The following is a 19940-nucleotide window of genomic DNA, read 5'->3' on the forward strand; positions in this document are numbered from 1 at the left end:
TTGAGCACCCGCACCGACAAGGCGCGGTCCGCATGCCGGACCGCGCCTTGCGCGTTCCGCCCGGTGTGGCAAGATGCTCGCAGGTCATGAGTGACAGCGACTACGGCCCCGGCCCGCTGTCCGGCAACCCTCCGTCCGTGGCGGGGTGCCCCGGGTGAAGACCAGGCCGCGGTCACACCGTCCGCGGCAAGCGCGGACCCCTCACGCCCCGTCGGGGCGAGCGTCCAGGGGTCCTGGTCCTTCGAGGGAGCGGTTCTCGTGAGCAAGCGAATGCGTTAGGGGCGTCCGCAAAGTCCCGCACGGCGCCCACGGCGCCCGGCGCGCCGAGAGCACGCACCGGACACCGCGCAGGACACCGCGGACACCCCTTAGGGCTGGCCGGCCCGACAGCGTCCTCCCCTTTCCCTCCCCGCCCCCGGCTGAGCCGGGCCGGCGTCCGGCAGGGCCCGTGGTGCGCCCGGGCGAGCCCGGCGCCCGCCGGGGGGAAGGCCGGAAGGGCGCCGTACACCCGGGGATCCCCCGGGCCCGGGCCGCGGTCGCCCTACTCCGCACACCCTTCCACCACCCCCGCCGCCGGGGCGTCGCCACGCGCCCGGCCGCCCACCGCCCTGGGAGCCCTCATGACCGCCACCGCCGTCCACGCCGCCCCCGAGCCGACGATTTGTGCCCCCCTGCCCGTTCTGGGAGCCGACGTGACCGTCCCCCTCGCCACCGGCGGCGAGCGGAACTACGCCGCCCTCGACTACGCCGCCAGCGCCCCCGCCCTCCAGCGCGTCTGGGACGACGTCGCCGCCTACGCCCCGTACTACGGCAGCGTCCACCGGGGCGCCGGGCACCTCTCCCAGCTCTCCACCGACCTCTTCGAGAAGAGCCGCGCCACCGTCGCCGCCTTCCTCGGCTGCCGTCCCGACGACGAACTCCTCTTCACCCGCTCCACCACCGACTCCCTCAACCTGCTCGCCACCGCCCTCCCGGAGGGGTGCGAGGTCTTCGTCTTCGAGACCGAGCACCACGCCGCCCTGCTGCCCTGGCGCTCCGCCCGCCTCACCGTGCTGGACGCCCCCCGCACCCACGACGAGGCCGTCCGCGCCCTGGAGCAGGCGCTCGCCGCCCGCGACCCGTACGGCCCGGCGCTGGTCTGCGTCACCGGCGCCTCCAACGTCACCGGGGAGGTCTGGCCGGTCCGCGAACTGGCCGCCGCAGCCCACGCCCACGGCGCCCGCATCGTCCTGGACGCCGCGCAGCTCGCCCCGCACCGGCCCGTCTCCCTCGCCGAGCTGGACGTGGACTGGGTCGCCTTCTCCGGCCACAAGCTGTACGCGCCGTTCGGCTCCGGGGTGCTGGCCGGGCGCGCCGACTGGCTGCGCGCCGCCGAGCCGTACCTCGCCGGGGGCGGTGCCAGCCGCACCGTCACCCGCACCGAGGACGGCGGGGTGGAGGTCGCCTGGCACACCGGCGCCGCCCGGCACGAGGCCGGCTCGCCCAACGTCATCGGCGCCTACGCCGTCGCCGCCGCCTGCACCGCGCTCAGCGAGGCCGGGCAGGAGGAGCTCGCCGCCCGCGAACAGGCGCTCCTGGAGCGGCTGCTGACCGGCCTGGCCGAACTGCCCGGCGTCCGCGTGCTCTCCCTCTTCGGCGCCGGCGCCGACCGGGTCGGCGTGGTCTCCTTCACCGCCGACGGCTGGCACAGCTCGCACCTGGCCGCCGCCCTCTCCGCCGAGTACGGCATCGGCGTCCGCGACGGCCTCTTCTGCGCCCACCCCTTCGTCCGCACCCTGCTGGAGGCCGACCGGACCGAGCCCGGCGAGTGCGGCGCCCCCGAGGAGACCGACGGGCAGGCGCTCAGCGCGGTCCGGGTCAGCTTCGGCGCCGGAACGCCCGAGGAGCACGTCGAGCGGTTCCTCGGCGCCGTCCGGGAGCTGGTCACCACCGGCGCCCGCCTCGACTACCGCACCGTCGACGGGCGCTGGGTCCCGGCCGTCTGAGCGGGGACGGCCCGCCCGGCGAGCCCGGCGGCCGCCGCGACCGGCGCCGCCGCCCGGCCGCCGAGCCCCGCCCCGAGCAGCACCATGCGCAGCGCCCGCTCGGTGGCGTCGGTGAGGAACTCCGCGCCCCGGCCCAGCGCCTCCGCCAGCCCCACCGGCCCCGGGAGGATGCCGCTGTAGGCGTCGACGCCGACGCCCCGCACCTCGCGGTGGCCCTCGCCGAGGGTCCCGGCGAGCGCCAGCACCGGCCGCCCGGAGAGCTTGGCGCGCCGGGCCACCTCGGCGGGCACCTTGCCGCGCGGGGTCTGCCCGTCGAGGGCGCCCTCGGCCGTCACCACCAGGTCGGCGCGGGCCAGCCGGGCGTCCAGGTCGAGCCGGTCCAGCAGCACCTCGAAGCGGGGCAGCAGGTCGGCCCCGAGCGCCGCGAGCCCCGCGCCGAGCCCGCCGGAGGCACCCGTACCCGCGTCCAGCCTGAGGTCGGCGAGGCGGCAGCGGCCCGGCGCCACGTCCCGGGCCAGTACCGCCGCCCACCGCTCCAGCCCGGCCGCCAGCTCCTCCACACGCTCCGGGGAGGCGCCCTTCTGCGGACCGAAGACCCGCGCCACGCCCCGCTCCCCGCAGAGCACGTTGTACGGGTTGCAGGCCACCTTGACCGGGGTGCGGGCCAGCCGTGGATCGAGCCCGGCCGTGTCGATCCGCGCCAGCCGCGCCAACTCCACGCCCCCCGGACCCAGTTCCTGTCCGTCGGCGTCCAGGAGGCGGGCGCCCAGCGCCTGGAGGGCCCCGGCGCCCCCGTCGGAGGTACCGGAGTCGCCGCAGCCGACCAGGACGCGTGCGGCGCCCGTGTCGAGGGCGGCGGTGATCAGTTCGCCGACGCCGCGGGTGGTGGTGCGGCCGGGGTCGCGGGCGGTGCGGGGGACCAGCGAGAGGCCCGCCACGGCCGCCATCTCGACCACCGCCGTCCGGTCCGGCAGCAGGGCGAAGCGGGTCGGCACCAGGGCGCCCACCGGCCCGGTCGCCGTACGGGCGAGGAGCCGCCCGCCCGCCGCCTCGGCCAGGGCCTCGGCGGTGCCCTCGCCGCCGTCGACCAGCGGGATCAGGTCCACCTCGGCGCCGGGCACCACCCGATGGATCCCGGCGGCGATGGCGCGGGCCGCGTCCGGCGCGGAGAGGGACTCCTTGAATCCGCTGGGGGCGACGGCGAAACGGGTCGGGTACTGCGGCACGGTGACTCCCGGTGAATCGGGCGGACAGGACGGTGTGGGGGAGGAGCGCGCGGCCGTCAGGAGACGGGCACGCCGAGCAGCGGCCACACCGCGAGGGCGAAGGCCAGCACCAGCAGGGCGGTCAGCGGCGCGAGCAGCGCCGAGAGCCGCAGCAGGTCGCGCGGGGTGTAGGTGGGCGTGCCGGGCACGTCGGCGAAGAGCGTCACGGGCTTCGCGGAGGCGGGCAGGGTGTGGCAGAAACCGGCGGCGGCGGTGGAGGCGAGGGCGGCCGCCACCGGGTTGACCCCGGCCCCCGCGGCGGCGGCCACCACCAGCGGGACCAGGACACTGGACCGGGCCGAGCGGGACTGGAGCACCAGGTGGGCCGCCGTGCTGATCCCGACCACCACCGCGAGGAACGCCCACGGCGGCACGTCCAGCGGCACCCCGCCGACCAGCCAGCGGGCCGCCCCGGAGTCGGCCAGCGCGATGCCCATCGCCATCGTCGCCGCCATGAAGAGCAGCAGCGACCAGGGAACGGTGCGCAGCGCGTCCTTCATCCGCACCGTGCCCAGCGCCGGGGAGGCGGCGACGACCGCGCCGATCAGCGCGACCACCGCCGGGGGCACCCGGTGCAGCGGCTCGCTGCACCAGAGCACCACCACGGTGGCCAGCAGCAGCGCGCAGCGGGCCTCGGCGGGGGAGAGCGGCCCGGTCACCGGCGACTCGCTGTGCTCCTGGATGTCGTCGGCGCTGATCCGTACCGGGCCCTTCCGGTCGGCCCGCCGGGTGGTCGTCAGCAGCACCGCCTCGGCGGCGAGGTGGGAGGAGGCCACGGCGAGCGGCAGGCCCAGCAGCAGCCACTCGGTGAAGCCGATCCGCTCACCGGTCGCCTCCCACAGCACCGAGACGGTGATCAGGTGGGCCCCGGCGCCGATCAGCGTGGCGACCGCCGACAGCAGGATCACCGTGGGGAAGAGCAGCGCCAGCATCACCACCACCCGGCGTCGGTCGTGGAGCACCTTGGCCAGCGCGAGGAAGACCGGCAGGGCGAGGGCGGCCCGGCCCGAGGTGGCCGGGACCGCGAAGGCGGTGACGACCAGCGCCGCGGTCGCCAGGTGGACCAGCTGGCGCACCGACCGCGCGCCGCTCACCAGGAACGCCGCCGCCCGCCCGGCCAGCCCCGTCCGGCCCACCGCGGCGGCCAGCACGAAGGCGCAGATCAGCAGCCAGACGGTGTCGTCGCCGAGGGTGCCGAAGAGGGCGTCGCTGCTGATCACCCCGGTCACGGTGAGGGCGAGGCCGGCCCCGAGCGCCACGTAGGTGTCGTCGACCGGGCCGGCGATCCAGGCGGCGGTGGCGAGGACGAAGACGCCGAGGGTCAGCCGCCCCTCGCCGGTCAGTCCGGGCACGTTGCCGGGGACGAGCAGCAGGGCGCAGACGCTCAGTGCCGCGCACCACAGCACGGCCTGGCGGGGAGTCAGGGTCACACGGACAGCCTGGGCGGCCGGGGTGAGCGGCCCATGAGGTCGTCATGAAGGACGTCTCATGCGGCTGGACCTTGGCCGCCCGCCCGGCCGTTCACCCCTGCGGCAGCCGGTACCCCATTCCGCGCACCGTCTCGATCCGGTGCGCGCCGAGCTTGCGGCGCAGGGCGCGTACGTAGACGTCGACGATGTTGGAGCCGGGGTCGAAGTCGTACCCCCAGACCTGGGAGAGGATCTGCTCGCGGGCGAGGACCTGGCCGGGATGGCGCAGGAACAGCTCCAGCAGCACGAACTCGCGGGCCGTCAGGTCGACGGTCTCCTCACCGGAGCGGGCCCGCCGGGTCCGCAGGTCCAGGGTGACCTCGCCGCACCGCAGCACCGTCACCTCGGGCGCGCGGGCGGCGGTGCGCAGTCGCAGCCGCACCCGGGCCAGCAGCTCCTCGAACCGAAACGGCTTGGTCATCCAGTCATCGGCGCCGCCTTCGAGCCCCGCCACCGTGTCCCGTACGGAGTCCCGCGCGGTCAGCACGATCACCGGCGCCGTCACCCGGGCCTCCCGCAGGTCGCGCAGGACGGTGAAACCGTCCCGGCCCGGCAGCCCGATGTCCAGCAGGACCAGGTCGAAGCCGCCGGTGAGCGCGTAGTCGTGGGCGCTCTCCCCGTCGGCGGCGACCGTGGTGGTGAAGCCGTTGGCGCGCAGCCCCTTCTCGATGAAGGAGGCGATGCGCTCCTCGTCCTCCACGATGAGTATCCGGTTCACGGCGTGGTGGCCCTTTCCATGACGAGGACGAAGGTGGCGCCGCCCGCCTCGGTCGAGCGCAGCTCGACCCGGCCGCCGGGGTGGCCCTCGGCGATGGCCCGGACGATGGCGAGGCCGAGCCCGGCCCCGCTGCCCCGGGCGCCACGGCGGGCGGTGCCGCGCCGGAACCGTTCGAAGATGACCTCGGCGTCCTGAGGCTGGACGCCCGGGCCGGTGTCGGCGACGTACAGTTCGACCGCGCCGTCGGCCAGCGTCCGTGAGCCGAGGGTGATCCGGGCGCCCTGGACGGTGTGCTGCACCGCGTTCTGGGCCAGTTGCACCATGGCCTGGGTGACACGCTGCTCGTCCAGGTGGACGACGTCCTCGGCGTCGGCATCGGCGTCGGCATCGGCGTCGGCGTCGGCGCCGGGCGGTGCCGGGCGCAGGTCGGTGTGGCCGTCGAAGACCCAGTCGCGCTCGCCCAGGGTGCGGGCCTTGACGTAGACGTCGGCGGTGAGCTCGGCGAGCCGGACCGGGCCGGGGGTGACGAAGTCGGGCCGTTCGGACTTGGCGAGGAGGAGCAGGTCCTCCACGATGCGGCTCATCCGGTCGAGTTCGTCGGTGACCAGGCGGACGGTCTCCTCGCGCTCGGCCGGGTCGTCGCCCATCAGCTCCAGGTGGCCCCGGACGATGGTGATGGGGGTGCGCAGTTCGTGCCCGGCGTCGTCGACGAACTGGCGCTGCGCGGCGAAGGCGCGCTCCAGCCGGTCGAGCATCGCGTTGAACGTCCCGGCCAGCGCGGCGATGTCGTCGTGGCCGCGGACGGGGATGCGCCGGGTCAGGTCCTGCTCGGTGAGCTGGGCCGCGGTGGTGCGCACCAGCCGGACGGGGGCCAGGATGCGTCCGGCGACGGCCCAGCCGATGCCGCAGGTCAGCAGCAGCGCGACGGCCGAGATGGCGAGCAGGATCTGGAAGACGGTGTCCGCCATCTCCCGCTCCCGCTCCGGGTGGAAGGCGACGACGAAGGCCGCCTCCGGGGCGCCGCCGCCGGGGACGATCCGCACCTTGGCCCAGCGGATCTCGCCCTGCGGCCGGTCCAGCGTGCCCGAGCGGTGCGGGGAGGCGAAGACCGCGGCGCGGGCGTCGGTGTCCCGGTGCAGCGGCAGCCGGACCGGGATGTCGCGGCCCTGGGTGAGCTGGGCGGGGGCGCGGCCGCCGGTCCGGCCGACCAGGCCGATCAACTCCTCGCCCGGGTCGGCGTACTGGCGCTCCAGGAAGACCCGCAGCAGGCGTTCGGGGTCGCGGAAGCGGGCGCCGGTGGTCGGGTCGACGCCCCGCTCGAAGAAGGCGGTGAACTCGCCGGTCTCCTGGGCGAGGAGGCGCTCCACGCGGTGGTCGACGTCCCGCAGCAGGATGGACCGGGTCGTCGCCGCCACCGCGGCCAGGGCGACGGCCATGACGACCAGCAGCCAGAGCAGGATGCGGACCCGGGCGGATATCCGGTGCGGGACGGAGTCAGCCGTCGTCACCGTCCCGGTCGTCCCGGTCGTCGTCGCCGGTGTCGTCCTTGCCGTCCCGGTCGTCGGCGTCGTCGTCGCCGGTGTCGTCCGGCGTGCTCGCGGAGGGGGAGCCGGGGAGCCGGGCGGAGGGCTCGCCGTCATCGCCGCGGCCGCTCTCGGAGGCGGCAGGCGCCGGGTCGCCGCTCTCCGGCGGGGCCGAGCGGCCGGGGGAGGCCGAGCCGCTGTCCATCTCCACCCGGGGCGGCGCCGCGGGCGGTTCGGGGCTGTCGGTGAGCGCGAAGCTGGTCACCGCGATGACCAGCGGTATCGCGACGACGGCGGCGAGGGTCGCCACCCGGTGGGAGAAAGCCATGCCCGCAGCCTGCCGGGGCGACCCGGTGGCGGGGATGAAGGCCGGATGAGGGTTTCCTCATCTTCACCGCCGCCGGACCGGGCCGCGCCGTGCCGCAGGCTCCCGCCGCGCCGAGGGTCAGCTGTCGAGGCCGATCGCGAAGGCGGCCTCCAGGTCGTGCTGGGAGTAGGTGCGGAAGGCCACGTGGGTGTCGGTCGCCTCGACGCCCTCGATCTTGCTGATCCGGCCGGGGATCACGTCGGCCAGGTCGTCGTGGCGCGGCACGCGGACCATGGCGATCAGGTCGTAGGTGCCCGTCACCGAGAACACCTCGCTGACGCTGTCCAGCGCGGCGATGGCCTCGGCGATCTCGGGGATCCGGTCCACGCTGGTCTTGATGAGCACGATCGCGGTGATCACGGTTTGCTGTCTCCCTCGGTGGCCGTCGCTGGTGGCCTCACTCTAAGGGGTGCTCGGGGAGTGGGGCCCCCGCTCCCCGAGCACCCCTGAGCGACCCCGAACGGGCCCACGCGTAGAGGAACCCGAGCGTGAATCCGATGAGGTGCGCCAGGTAGGCGACGCCCGGGCCGTCGCCGCCCTGCCGGGCCGCGATCCACTGGAGCGCCGCCCAGAACGGCAGCACCATCCAGGCCGGGAGCCTGAGGGGAAGGAAGAGGAGGAAGGGCAGCAAGGTGGTGACCCGCGCACCGGGGAAGAGGTAGAGGAAGGCGCCGAGCACCGCCGAGATCGCCCCGGAGGCGCCCACCAGCGGCTGCGCCGAGTCGGCGAAGACCGCCGCGTAGCCGAGCAGCGCCAGGTAGCCGCAGCCCAGGTAGAAGAGCAGGTAGCGCACCGGGCCCATCCGCTCCTCCAGCATGCCGCCGAAGACGTGCAGGAAGAGCAGGTTGCCGAGCAGGTGCAGCCAGCCGCCGTGCACGAAGAGCGCGGTGAGCGGGGTCAGCGCCTCCTTGGCCCGCCCCCGGAAGAGCTCGGCGGGGATCACGCCCCACCGGTCGTAGTAGGCGTACTGCGCCGCCAGCAGCCGCTCGCCGGTGCCGTACGCGGGGGTGAAGCCGGAGACCGGGCCGAGGAGGAAGACCACCGCGCAGACCGCGATCAGCCCGTACGTGACGGGGGTGCCGCGCCCCGCCAGCCGCCGGGCCGCCGTCCGCAGCGGGCCGAACCGTGTCACGATCATGATCAGATCATGGCGTAACCGTCGCAAACCACGCATACCGCCTCGCCGGGGCCGGGGGCGGCCCACGCGCGGGCCCGCAGGCCGTAGGGTTGCGGCGTCAGGCGGCACGGACGTACCGCGACCCGGTCGCGGTGGCGCCACGTGGTGGTGACGACACCATCGCCGGCGACAGAGTGGTCGCGGCACAGCAGTAGCGACACCGAGTGACACCAAGAGGACAGCCACGATGACGGTTCCCCAGCCCACCACCGAGACCCGCTGGCGCTGCACGCTCTGCGGCAACCTCACCCGCTTCGACGTCACCCGCTCCTCCAAGGTCGTCGAGTACGTCCACCTCGACCTGGCCGGTGCGCCGAACGTCGAGGAGACCGAGGTCGTCAGTGAGACGATCGACTCGGTCCGCTGCCGCTGGTGCAACGCGGTGGACCAGATCGAACTGGTGGACAGGCCGGGCGCCGGCTCCTGAGGGAGCGGCACCCGCACGGCGATGGGGTGACTCGATGACGGACGGTGCGCGGCCCGCCGACTCCACCTCGGGAGCGGACGGCCCCGACGGCGGCGAGGCGGCGGGCGAGAGCCTCGACCGCCCCCTGCCGGAGCCCGTACGCCACCGGGTCATCGCCCTCGCCTCCGAGGGGTTCGGCTCTCTCACCCCCAGCGAACTCCCCCCGCCGCTGCGCCAGTACGCCCGCTTCACGCCCAGCCGCCGCATCAAGTTCGCCGGGAACGCCCTGGCTGCCGCCCTGGAGCACGAGCCGCTCTTCCGCCAGCGCGTCGGCGAGCGGCTGCGGGAGAACCAGGCCGAGCTGGCCGCCGCCCTCGAAGGCGGCACCCCGCCGCTCGCCGCCGACCCCCTCGACGTGGCGGCCGCCGCCTACGTGCTGCGCCCGCCCGGCTGGGTCAAGCTGGTCACCGCCGGCGGCGAGGAAGCCCAGCGCGCCGACGCCGAACGCGGCGGCGAGCGCGCCCGCGCCGAGGTGGCCCGGCTCCGCGAGGAGCGCGACGCGGCCCGCGCCCAGGTCCGCACCGAGACCGAGCGGCTGCGCACCGAACTCGACGCGCTGCGCAAGCAGGCCGACGCCGTTCAGCGCAAGCTGCGCAGCGCCCACAGCGACGTCAAGCGCGGGGAGGCGGCCGCCCGCAAGGCCGAGGCCCGCACCGAGGAGGTGCGGGCCGAGACCGCGGCCCAGCTCTCCGCCGCCGACAGCGAGAACCGGCGGCTCAAGGCCCGGCTCGCCGAGTCCGAGGCCGCGCTGGAGGCCAGCCGCAAGGCGGCCCGCGAGGGGCGCAGCATCGAGGACATGCGGCTCCGCCTCCTCCTCGACACGGTCCTTGAGGCCTCCCAGGGGCTCCGCAGGGAGCTGGCCCTGCCGCCCGCCGGGATCCATCCCGCCGACACCGTGGACGCGGTGGAGCCCGGCCGGATGACACCGAAGGACATCGCGGCCCGCGCCCTCTCCGAGCACGACCCGGCCGTCCTCGACCAGTTGCTGGCGCTGCCCCAGGCCCATCTGGTGGTCGACGGGTACAACGTCACCAAGACCGGCTATCCGACGATGCCCCTGGAGAAGCAGCGGCTGCGGCTGCTCGGCGGGCTCTCGGCGCTCGCGGCCCAGACCGGCGCCGAGGTCACCTGCGTCTTCGACGGCGCCGAACTGGCCGCACCGGTGCTGCTGGCGCCGCCGCGCGGGGTGCGGGTCCTCTTCAGCAAGCCGGGGGTGACCGCCGACGAGCTGATCCGCCAGCTGGTGCGCGCCGAGCCCGAGGGGCGTCCGGTGACGGTGGTCTCCACCGACCGCGAGGTGGCTGACGGGATCGCCGCGGCGGGGGCCCGCCCGGTCGCCTCCGTGGTCCTCCTCAAGCGGCTCTCGCGCGGCTGACGGCGACGCGGGGCACAGCCAACTCCCGCCGATATCCCGTAAGTCACCCAAGTCACCTAAGTAACGGCCGGGGGCAATGCCCGGCTTTGGCGAGACCTTCACACGACGCCCTGTCAACCTCCCATGACTGACCGTCGATTCTTCGCGGAAAAGCCACGATGTGGCCGAGATTTTTCCTCACGGGATTTGAACTGATCACAAGGAGGTCACTAAGGTCAGCCCGAACCTTCGATCGGTTGATCACCCACCCGGGGTGACAGCGGAGGTACCCGCCCACCGGGTTCGTCGGTAGGCGGCTGAAGGAAGAAGGAGCTCGCCTTCGTGGCGTCCCACCGTCGACCCAAGCAGCCGAGCCGCACCCGCGTGACCGTGCTCACCGCGACCGCCGCCGCTGCCGTGGCACTCACCTCCCAGACCGCGCACGCCGATCCCAAGCCGACCAAGAGCGAGGTCAAGGCGAAGGTCGACAAGCTGTACGAGGAGGCCGAGAAGGCCACCGAGAAGTACAACGGCGCCAAGGAGAAGCAGGACAAGCTGGAGGGGCAGATCGACACCCTCCAGGACAAGGTCGCCCGCGGCCAGGACGAGCTGAACGACCTGCGCGAGGGCCTCGGTTCGCTCGCCAGCGCCCAGTACCGCTCCGGTGGCATCGACCCGTCGGTGCAGCTCTTCCTCTCCGCCGACCCGGACGACTACCTCGACAAGGCCTCCGCGCTCGACCAGCTCAGCACCAAGCAGGCCGAGGGCGTCAAGAAGATCCAGGCCAAGCAGCGCGACCTCGCGCAGCAGCGCCAGGAGGCCCAGGACAAGCTCACCGACCTCGCCGACACCCGCAAGGAGCTCGGCGAGAAGAAGAAGCAGGTCCAGGGGAAGCTCACCGAGGCGCAGAAGCTCCTCAACAGCCTCACCGCCGCCGAGCGCACCGAGCTCAAGCAGGAGGAGGAGCGCGCCAGCCGCTCCGCGGGCGACCGCGTGGAGCTCGGCAACACCGCTCCCGCCTCGAACCTCGGCGCCGCCGCCCTCGAAGCGGCCAAGTCGAAGATCGGCACGCCGTACGTGTACGGCGCCACCGGTCCCGGCTCCTTCGACTGCTCGGGCCTCACCTCCTGGGCCTTCGCCCAGGCCGGCGTCACCATCCCGCGCATATCCCAGGACCAGGCCAACGCCGGTACCCGGATCGCCTCGCAGAGCGCCCTCAAACCCGGTGACCTGGTCATCTTCTACAGCGACCTGCATCACGTCGGCTTCTACGCGGGCAACGGCCAGGTGCTGCACGCCCCGAAGCCCGGCGCCAGCGTGCGCTACGAGTCGATCAACAACATGCCGTACATGTTCGGCGTCCGCATCTGACGCCGTCCCGCCGCCCGGCCGCCTGACGCGCCGCCGGGTCCCGCGACACCACCCGAGCCGGAGGGGCCACCGCCCCTCCGGCTCGCGGTCGTTCACCCCCGCCGCCCTCCCCGCGCCGCCCCGGCCCGACACCGCCCGAACGGGGGAATCCCCGTGGCCCGTGTCGACCCGCCGTCCGCCGGTGACCTGCGGATGTGGCACGACGTCCCGGTTTGCCCCGCCCGTGGTCGTTGGAGCGCGGGTGATCGCCCCGCTACTGTCTGCCGCGCACTTCCCCGCCAAGGCCGGGGAAGACTTCAGCGGAGGGAGAACGGCTTCCAGTGGGGTCCCACCGACACACCGGTACGTCGACAGCCGCACGCCACGCCAGAGGCGTCACGGCCACCGCGCTGTCCGCGGCGGCGGCCACCGCTGCCGCGACGCTCGGCGCCGCCCCGGCCCAGGCCCAGCCCGAGCCGGCCGCCACCCGCGCCTCCGTCGACCGGCTGCTCACCCAGGCCGAGCGGGCCACCGAGGCGTACAACAAGGCCGACGAGCGCACCGGCGCCCTACGCGCCGAACTCCGCCGCAGCCAGGACCGCGTGGCCCGCGGCCAGGAGCGGGTCAACACCATGCGCGGCGCCCTCGGCGCGCTCGCCGGGGCCCAGTACCGCAGCGGCGGCGTCGACCCGGCGCTGGAGCTGCTGTTCTCCTCCGACCCCGAGCAGTACCTGGAGAAGGCCGCCACCCTCGACCGGATCAGCCTGCGCCGGGCCGGGGAACTCACCCGCCTCACCCAGGCGCAGCGCCTCCTCACCCAGGAGCGCGCCGAGGCCGCCGCCACCCTCGCCGAACTCGACCGCAGCCGCGCCGCCACCGCCCGCCACAAGCGGTCCGTCGAGGCCAAACTGGCCCGCGCCCGCGCCCTGCTCAACTCCCTGCCCGCCTCCGAACGCGCCGCCCACGACCAGCGCGCGTCGCGCTCGGACCGGCCCGACCTCGCCGGGGCCACCGCCGCGACGGGCCGCGCCGCCTCCGCGGTGGCCGCCGCCCAACGCGCCCTGGGCAAGCCGTACATCTGGGGCGCCAACGGCCCCGGCGGCTTCGACTGCTCCGGGCTGACCCAGTGGGCGTACGCCCAGGCGGGCGTGGGGCTGCCGCGCACCTCGCAGGCCCAGCGGTACGCCGGGCAGCAGGTGCCGCTCTCCCAGGCCCGCCCCGGTGACCTCGTCGCCTACCGCTCCGACGCCAGCCACATCGGCATGTACGTCGGCAACGGCCAGGTCATCCACGCCCCCTATCCGGGCGCCGCCGTCCGCTACGACCCGGTCGGCATGATGCCCGTCTCCTCCGTCACCCGGGTCTGACCCCGGCCCGGCCCCCGGGCCCGTACGATCGGCGACCGTGACGGAACCTGACGGCGGGCCCCGGCGGCCGGGCACCCTCGGCCGGCGCCAGGCGGCCCGGCTCGGGCTCGCCGCGCTGCTGACGGCGGGGTGCGCCTCGCCGGGGCCGGCGGCGCCGGCCCGGGAGCTTGTGGCCGCGCTGCTGGACCGCCGTGCCGCCGCCCTGCTGGAGCGCGACGCCCGCGCCTGGGCCGCCACCGACGCCTCCGGCACCGGACCGGACAGCCTCTGGGCCCGCACCGCCGCCGTGCCGCTCGGCGGCTGGGCGTACGAGGTGACCGGGGCGGAGGCCGACTCCGCCACCGCCACCGTCGAGGCCACCCTGCGGTACCGGCTCCGCGACGAGGACCCCGCCCCCGCCACCGCCCGGCGCCTGCTCGACCTCGTCCGGCGCGACGGACGCTGGCGGGTCAGAGCCGAACAGGCGGCGCCGGGCGCCCCCGAACAGCTCTGGGACCAGGGCACCGTAGGGGCTCGCCGGGGGAAGTGGGGCACGGTCCTCGGCACCGGGGAACAGGACGGCGTCCGCGCGGTGGCCCGTCTCGCCGAGCGGGCCGTGCCCGCCGCCGACGACGCCTGGGGCGGTGACTGGGCCCGGCGGGTCGTCGTCCTCGTCCCCGGCTCGCTCGCGGAGACGGCCGCGCTCCTCGACGGCGAACCCGACGCCTACCGGGGCGTCGCCGCCGTCACCACCGGCTCGCCCGGGCCCGGCACGCCCGCCGACCGGATCGTCGTCAACCCGGAGGCGTACGCGGAACTGGACGACCGAGGCCGGCAGTTCGTCCTCACCCACGAGACGGCGCACGTCGCCACCCGCTCCGTGACCGGCCCCGCCACCCCGCTCTGGCTCTCCGAGGGCTTCGCCGACTGGGCCGCGCACCGCGCCGCCCCCCGCCCCCTGACCGCCTCCGCGCCCGCCCTGACCGCCGCCCTGGCCCGGGGCGAGCCACCCCGGGCGCTCCCGGCCGACGACGACTTCGCCTTCGACGGCGACGCGGACGCCCTGGACCGGGCCTACGAGGGCGGCTGGCTCGCCTGCCGCCTCGTCGCCGACCGGTGGGGGCCGGACCGGCTCCGCGCCCTCTACCGGGCCGTCGGCGCCCACGGCGAGCGGAACGGCGCCGAACAGGCCGCCCTCCGCGACGTCCTGGGCACCACGCCGGCGGAGTTCACCGCCGCCTGGCGGGCGTACCTGGGGGAGCGGCTGGGCGGTTCCGGGGGCCGCGGCCCGGGTGCGTAGCGGCTCAGAAGCCGGGCCGCGCCCCGTCCAGGGAGGCGGCCGGAGCCTGCTGTCCCGGGAGGCGCTGCGGCTCCACCGGTCCGTCGGGCACCGTCCGCCGCCACAGGGCCCGGCAGGCCAGCAGCGAGGCCGCCACCAGCAGGCCGTTGCGGAGGAGCATCAGGCCCACCCCCAGCGGCGTACTCGCCACCACGTCACCGAAGAAGAGCGGGAACTCCAGCACCGTCACCGCCGACGCCACCAGCACCAGCACCGCGGGCCGCGTCATCCAGGTCCCGGCGAAGAGCAGGCAGACCGCCGCCAGCGCCACCAGCCACAGCAGGTACTGCGGGCTGATCACCCGGCTCGTCGTGGTGAAGAGCAGCACCGCCGCGAAGGCCGCGTCCGCCGTCGTCCCCGCTGAGAAGACCCGCGCCCGCAGCCGCCACCACACCAGCCACCCCAGCGCCAGCACCGACAGCAACTGCGCCGCCAGGCTCACCCCGGCCACCCCCGGCCCGAGGAACTCCAGCGAGCCGTAGTGCAACTGGACCTCCCCCTCCCAGCCGAACCAGCGCGCCACATGGAAGACCAGCGCCCCCAGCGACTCCACCTCGGTGCCCCGGTCGCGCTGCGCCGTCAGGAACCCCAGCGCGTTCGGCATCGCGACAGCGAACGCCCCCAGCACCACCACCCCCGTGACCGCCGCGGCCGCCCAGACCCGTCGCACCGCGCCCCGCGCCACCCCGAGCAGCAGCAGCGCCGGCCACACCTTCAGCAGCGCGCCGAACGCCGTCAGCGCCCCCATCAGCCGGGGGCGGCCCGCCCCCGCCAGCAGCGCCGCCACCGCGACCGCCGCCACCATCAGGTCGTACCGCGCGTACGCCGTCGGGCCCAGCAGCACCACCCCGGCCACCCAGACCCACACCCCGCGCCGCGAGCGGCCCGCGCCCCGCGAGGCCCGCAGCAGCAGGGCGAGGACCGCCGCGTCGGCGAGGAGGACCACCACGAAGAAGGCGTGCGTGTACTGAAGGAACGGCAGCAGGGCGGGGGAGAGGACGGCGAGAGCCGCCGCGGGCGGGTACTGCCAGGTGACGTCGTCGGCCGGGAAGGTGCCGGTGACCAGCACGCCGTACCAGCGGTAGTAGATGACCGAGACGTCGACCGTCACGTCCGGGCCGGGCACCACCCAGACCTTGAACACGCAGAGCAGGAGCGCCGCTCTGGTCGCCGCCCAGGCCGCCACGGGCGCCAGCGTGCGCACCGCGCCCCGTGACCCTCCTGGCGGAGCCGCGCCCTGGGCCGCGGTGGCGTCCGTCGTCGTGGCCGTCATGACCTCTCGTCCCCTCGTCGCCGTCCCGGTCGTCGCCCCGGGACCAGCCATGATGCCCGCCGGGCCCCTCCGGCCACCATCGGACGTGGCCATGGAGCCCCGCCCGGACCCGTTCGGTACTGTCACCCCCGATGCACAAGACCCTGATCGTGACCAACGACTTCCCGCCGCGCCCCGGCGGCATCCAGGCGTTCCTGCACAACATGGCGCTGCGCCTGGACCCCGAGCGGATCGTCGTCTACGCCTCCACCTGGAAGCGCGGACGCGAGGGCGCCGAGGCCACCGCCGCCTTCGACGCCGAACAGCCCTTCCCCGTCGTCCGCGACCGGACCACGATGCTGCTGCCCACCCCGGCCGCCACCCGGCGCGCCACCGGCCTGCTGCGCGCACACGGCTGCACCTCCGTCTGGTTCGGCGCCGCCGCCCCCCTCGGCCTGATGGCGCCCGCGCTGCGCCGCGCCGGGGCCGAGCGGCTGGTCGCCACCACCCACGGCCACGAGGCGGGCTGGGCCCAACTGCCCGGCGCCCGGAACCTGTTGCGGCGTATCGGGGACTCCACGGACACAATCACCTACCTCGGCGAGTACACCCGGGCGCGGATCGCCGGGGCGTTGAGCCCCGAGGCCACCGCCCGCATGGCGCACCTGCCGCCCGGCGTCGACGAGAAGACCTTCCACCCGGACAGCGGCGGCGACGCCGTCCGCGCCCGCCTCGGCCTCACCGACCGGCCGGTCGTCGTCTGCGTCTCCCGGCTGGTGCCGCGCAAGGGCCAGGACACGCTGATCAAGGCGATGCCGCGGGTACTCGCCGCCCAGCCCGACGCGGTCCTGCTGATCGTGGGCGGCGGCCCGTACGAGAAGGAGCTGCGCTCCCTCGCCGAGCGGACCGGCGTCGCCCGCTCGGTCCACTTCACCGGCCCCGTCCCCTGGCCCGAACTCCCCGCCCACTACGGCGCGGGCGACGTCTTCGCCATGCCCTGCCGCACCCGGCGCGGCGGCCTCGACGTCGAAGGGCTCGGCATCGTCTACCTGGAGGCGTCCGCCACCGGGCTGCCCGTCGTCGCCGGGGACTCCGGTGGCGCGCCCGACGCCGTCCTCGACGGCGAGACCGGCTGGGTCGTGCGCGGCACCCGCCCCGAGGACGTCGCCGACCGGCTCACCGCCCTCCTCGCCGACCCGGCCCTGCGCACCGCCATGGGCGAGCGGGGCCGCGCCTGGGTGGAGTCCACCTGGCGCTGGGACCTGCTCGCCGAACAGCTCCGCGCCCTCCTCTGACCCTCGTACGCCGCCACCGGTCCGGGTACGCCGAGGGCCCGCCCCCAGTCGCAGGGGGCGGGCCCTCGGTCCGTACGGGCGGGTCAGCGGGTGTAGATCGCCTCGATCTCGTCCGCGAAGTCCTTGAGGACCACGCCGCGCTTCAGCTTCAGCGACGGCGTGATGTGGCCCGACTCCTCGGTGAACTGCGAGGGCAGCACGCGGAACTTGCGCACCGACTCGGCCTTGGAGACCGCCGCGTTGCCGTCGTCCACCGCGCGCTGGATCTCCGCCAGCAGCTCCGGGTCCTCCCGCAGCGAGGCCGCCGTCGAACCGGCCGGCTTGCCGTGGTCCGCCGCCCAGCGCACCAGGAACTCCTCGTCCACGGTGACCAGCGCGCCCACGAACGGCCGCCCGTCGCCGACCACCATGCACTCGGCGACCAGGGCGTGCCCGCGGATGCGGTCCTCGATCACCGCCGGGGCGACGTTCTTGCCGCCCGCGGTGACGATGATCTCCTTCTTGCGGCCGGTGATCGCGAGGTAGCCGTCCTCGTCGAGGGTGCCGATGTCACCGGTGTGGAACCAGCCGTCGGCCAGCGCCTCGCCGGTGGCCGCCTCGTTGTTCCAGTACCGGTCGAAGAGGTGCTCGCCGTGGAGCAGGACCTCGCCGTCGTCGGCGATGCGCACCACCGAACCGGGCAGCGGCTGGCCGACCGTGCCGATCTTCTGGCGGTCCCACGGGTTGAAGGCGGTGGCCGCGCAGGACTCGGTGAGGCCGTACCCCTCCAGCACCGAGAAGCCGATGCCCCGATAGAAGTGGCCGAGCCGCTCGCCGAGCGGGGCGCCGCCGGAGATCGCGTACTCGCCGCGCCCGCCGAGGACCGTGTGGAGCTTGCCGTAGACGAGCTTGGCGAAGAGCTTGTGCTTGAGCTTCAGGCCGAACGACGGGCCCTGCGGGGTGTCCAGCGCCCGGCTGTAGGCGATCGCGGTCTCCGCGGCCTTGTCGAAGATCTTGCCCTTGCCCTCGGCCTGCGCCTTGGCGCGCGCCGAGTTGTAGACCTTCTCGAAGACGCGGGGGACGCCCAGCACCATGGTCGGACGGAACGAGGCCAGTTCGTCGGTGAGGTGCTTGATGTCCGGCACCAGGCCCAGGCGGATCGGCGCCATCAGCGCCGCGACCTCCACCAGCCGGCCGAAGACGTGCGCCACCGGGAGGAAGAGGAGCACCGAGCACTCGCCGGTGCGGAAGAGCGGTTTGAGCCGCGCCACCACGTTGCCGCACTCCGCGAAGAAGCTGCGGTGGGTCAGCACGCAGCCCTTGGGGCGGCCCGTGGTGCCCGAGGTGTAGACGATCGTCGCCGGGTCGTCGGCACCCGCCAGCGCGCTGCGCTCGTCGACCGCCTCGTCGCTGAGCCCGGCCCCGGCCCGGCCCAGCTCCGCAACGCCGCCCGCGTCCAGCTGCCAGACGTGCTTCAGCGCGGGCAGTTCGCCGCGCACCGACTCCACCGAGGCGGCGTGCGCCGGGGTCTCCACGACACAGGCGACGGCGCCCGAGTCACCGAGTATCCACTCGATCTGCTCCGGCGAACTGGTCTCGTACACCGGGACGGTGACCGCTCCGGCGCTCCAGATCGCGAAGTCCATCAGCGTCCACTCGTACCGCGTCCGGGAGAGCAGCCCCACCCGGTCGCCGGGCTGGACGCCGGAGGCCATCAGGCCCTTGGCGGCGGCGCGTACCTCGGCGAGGAAGGCCGTGGCGGTCAGGTCCTCCCACGCGCCGTCCACCTTCCGGGCGATCACGGCCACATCCGGGTGCCGCTCCGCGTTGCGCCGGACGATGTCGGTGAGATTTCCGTCCGCTGGTACCTCGTACAGGGCCGGAAGGCTGAACTCGCGCAAGACTGCTGCTCCTCATAGGGCGCCGGCGCCACGACACTGTGCGATGCGACGGTGCGGTCCAAGATCGGGCAGGTGCTCAGTGGGGTGAGCACGACTGGACTGCCCGGACGTTACCCACCGGTATGACGGTTCCGGTAGGGGGTGCCGGACAGATGTCTGATCCATCACACGGCGCGGCGATGCTCCGGGAACACTAGTCCACCCCCTTTGCCGCTGTGAAGTAAGCGCAGGTCCGGCCGGGTCTACACGGGCGCGGGCCGGTGGTTCTAGGGTGGCAGGCATGGCGGGTACACGGATCCATGTGGTGAGCGACGTCCACGGCAACGCGAAGGACCTCGCCCGCGCGGGCGACGGGGCCGACGCCCTCGTCTGCCTCGGTGACCTGGTCCTCTTCCTCGACTACGCCGACCACTCGCGCGGCATCTTCCCCGACCTCTTCGGCACCGAGGCCGCCGACCGCGTCGTCGCCCTGCGCACCGCCCGCCGCTTCGAGGAGGCCCGCGCCTTCCAGCGCACCCTGTGGGCCGGCATCGACCGCGAAAGCGCCCTGGAGGCCGCCGTCCGCCGCCAGTACGCCGAACTCTTCGCCGCCTTCCCCACCCCCACCTACGCCACCTACGGCAACGTCGACGTCCCCCGCCTCTGGCCCGAGTACGCCCGCCCCGGCACCACCGTCCTGGACGGCACCCGCGCCGAGATCGGCGGCCGCGTCTTCGGTTTCGTCGGCGGCGGCCTCCCCTCCCCGATGCGCACCCCGTACGAGATCCCCGAGGAGGAGTACGCCGCCAAGATCGAGGCCCTCGGCGAGGTCGACGTCCTCTGCACCCACATCCCGCCCCAGGTCCCCGAACTCCTCTACGACACCGTCGCCCGCCGCTTCGAACGCGGCAGCTCCGCCCTGCTCGACGCCATCCACCGCACCCGCCCCCGGTACGCCCTCTTCGGCCACGTCCACCAGCCGCTGGCCCGCCGGATGCGCGTCGGCGCCACCGAATGCGTCAACGTCGGCCACTTCGCCCGCACCGGACGTCCCTGGGCCCTCACCTGGTGACCGTCCCGCCCGGCACCTCCCGGCGCCCCCGGGCCCGGGACGGGGAGCCACGTGACCTCCCGCACCCCGGCGCGCGGTAGCCTGCACGCGGCGGGACGCCCGA

General features: G+C 74.9%; 17 protein-coding genes and 1 riboswitch. Of the genes, 8 read left to right on the forward strand and 9 right to left on the reverse strand.

What is annotated here, in order from left to right; translation table 11 throughout:
- Positions 1-82 precede the first annotated feature (82 nt).
- A riboswitch (SAM riboswitch) is annotated at positions 83-199 on the forward strand.
- A 421-nt stretch (positions 200-620) separates the two neighbouring features.
- Entirely contained in the window at positions 621-1985 is a 1365-nt protein-coding gene (locus ACFWMZ_RS10680; protein ID WP_383177924.1) for an aminotransferase class V-fold PLP-dependent enzyme, read from the forward strand.
- Here the strand turns inward: ACFWMZ_RS10680 and ACFWMZ_RS10685 are convergent.
- The 7 genes from ACFWMZ_RS10685 to ACFWMZ_RS10715 all read right to left on the reverse strand — a co-directional run bounded on the left by ACFWMZ_RS10685 (position 1946) and on the right by ACFWMZ_RS10715 (position 8465).
- A complete protein-coding gene (locus ACFWMZ_RS10685) occupies positions 1946-3211 on the reverse strand; it encodes a glycerate kinase (RefSeq protein ID WP_383200778.1) in 1266 nt (421 codons plus the stop codon). The genes ACFWMZ_RS10680 and ACFWMZ_RS10685 overlap by 40 nt on opposite strands.
- A gap of 56 nt (positions 3212-3267) precedes the next feature.
- On the reverse strand, positions 3268-4680 hold the full coding sequence (locus ACFWMZ_RS10690) for an SLC13 family permease (protein ID WP_383200781.1): 1413 nt from the start codon (positions 4678-4680) through the stop codon (positions 3268-3270).
- Between the two features lie 91 nt (positions 4681-4771).
- Positions 4772-5437: a response regulator transcription factor gene (locus ACFWMZ_RS10695; protein WP_030697060.1), complete on the reverse strand. Its 666-nt coding sequence runs from the start codon at positions 5435-5437 to the stop codon at positions 4772-4774.
- Entirely contained in the window at positions 5434-6945 is a 1512-nt protein-coding gene (locus ACFWMZ_RS10700) for a sensor histidine kinase (RefSeq protein WP_383200783.1), read from the reverse strand. The genes ACFWMZ_RS10695 and ACFWMZ_RS10700 overlap by 4 nt, the downstream gene beginning before the upstream one ends.
- Positions 6932-7288 (reverse strand): hypothetical protein, encoded by a 357-nt coding sequence (locus ACFWMZ_RS10705; protein ID WP_383200784.1) that lies wholly within the window; start codon positions 7286-7288, stop codon positions 6932-6934. Before ACFWMZ_RS10705 ends, ACFWMZ_RS10700 begins: the two co-directional genes overlap by 14 nt.
- A gap of 117 nt (positions 7289-7405) precedes the next feature.
- Positions 7406-7687, reverse strand: coding sequence for an Lrp/AsnC family transcriptional regulator (locus tag ACFWMZ_RS10710; RefSeq protein WP_383177939.1), 282 nt, complete (start codon positions 7685-7687; stop codon positions 7406-7408).
- Positions 7688-7724: 37 nt separating this feature from the next.
- Entirely contained in the window at positions 7725-8465 is a 741-nt protein-coding gene (locus tag ACFWMZ_RS10715; RefSeq protein WP_383200787.1) for a rhomboid family intramembrane serine protease, read from the reverse strand.
- A 226-nt stretch (positions 8466-8691) separates the two neighbouring features.
- Here ACFWMZ_RS10715 and ACFWMZ_RS10720 point away from each other — a divergent pair, with 226 nt between their 5' ends.
- The 5 genes from ACFWMZ_RS10720 (at position 8692) to ACFWMZ_RS10740 (ending at position 14320) form a co-directional block, all read left to right on the forward strand.
- Positions 8692-8931: a hypothetical protein gene (locus ACFWMZ_RS10720; protein WP_100453038.1), complete on the forward strand. Its 240-nt coding sequence runs from the start codon at positions 8692-8694 to the stop codon at positions 8929-8931.
- Between the two features lie 34 nt (positions 8932-8965).
- Positions 8966-10345 (forward strand): NYN domain-containing protein, encoded by a 1380-nt coding sequence (locus ACFWMZ_RS10725; protein WP_383200790.1) that lies wholly within the window; start codon positions 8966-8968, stop codon positions 10343-10345.
- A 321-nt stretch (positions 10346-10666) separates the two neighbouring features.
- Positions 10667-11695, forward strand: coding sequence for an NlpC/P60 family protein (locus ACFWMZ_RS10730; protein WP_383177949.1), 1029 nt, complete (start codon positions 10667-10669; stop codon positions 11693-11695).
- A 320-nt stretch (positions 11696-12015) separates the two neighbouring features.
- Positions 12016-13041 carry an NlpC/P60 family protein gene (locus ACFWMZ_RS10735; protein ID WP_383177952.1) on the forward strand — a complete coding sequence of 342 codons (1026 nt, stop codon included), beginning with the start codon at positions 12016-12018 and terminating at the stop codon, positions 13039-13041.
- Positions 13042-13078: 37 nt separating this feature from the next.
- Positions 13079-14320 carry a hypothetical protein gene (locus tag ACFWMZ_RS10740; protein ID WP_383200793.1) on the forward strand — a complete coding sequence of 414 codons (1242 nt, stop codon included), beginning with the start codon at positions 13079-13081 and terminating at the stop codon, positions 14318-14320.
- 4 nt (positions 14321-14324) lie between these two features.
- Here the strand turns inward: ACFWMZ_RS10740 and ACFWMZ_RS10745 are convergent, their stop codons facing one another.
- Positions 14325-15632 (reverse strand): glycosyltransferase 87 family protein, encoded by a 1308-nt coding sequence (locus ACFWMZ_RS10745; protein WP_383200795.1) that lies wholly within the window; start codon positions 15630-15632, stop codon positions 14325-14327.
- 131 nt (positions 15633-15763) lie between these two features.
- Between ACFWMZ_RS10745 and ACFWMZ_RS10750 the strand changes: the two genes are divergently transcribed.
- Positions 15764-16906 carry a glycosyltransferase family 4 protein gene (locus tag ACFWMZ_RS10750; RefSeq protein WP_383177961.1) on the forward strand — a complete coding sequence of 381 codons (1143 nt, stop codon included), beginning with the start codon at positions 15764-15766 and terminating at the stop codon, positions 16904-16906.
- A gap of 83 nt (positions 16907-16989) precedes the next feature.
- On the opposite strand, the gene ACFWMZ_RS10755 is transcribed toward ACFWMZ_RS10750, so the two are convergent.
- The gene (locus ACFWMZ_RS10755; protein ID WP_383177964.1) at positions 16990-18786 is read right to left on the reverse strand and encodes an AMP-dependent synthetase/ligase; all 1797 of its coding nucleotides are present in this window, start codon (positions 18784-18786) and stop codon (positions 16990-16992) included.
- Positions 18787-19066: 280 nt separating this feature from the next.
- Here ACFWMZ_RS10755 and ACFWMZ_RS10760 point away from each other — a divergent pair, with 280 nt between their 5' ends.
- Positions 19067-19837, forward strand: a complete 771-nt coding sequence (locus ACFWMZ_RS10760) for a metallophosphoesterase (protein WP_383177967.1) — start codon at positions 19067-19069, stop codon at positions 19835-19837.
- Positions 19838-19940: the final 103 nt, after the last annotated feature.

The sequence above is a fragment of the Streptomyces sp. NPDC058373 genome (assembly GCF_042723275.1).
In the GTDB taxonomy this organism is placed as follows: Bacteria; Actinomycetota; Actinomycetes; order Streptomycetales; family Streptomycetaceae; genus Streptomyces.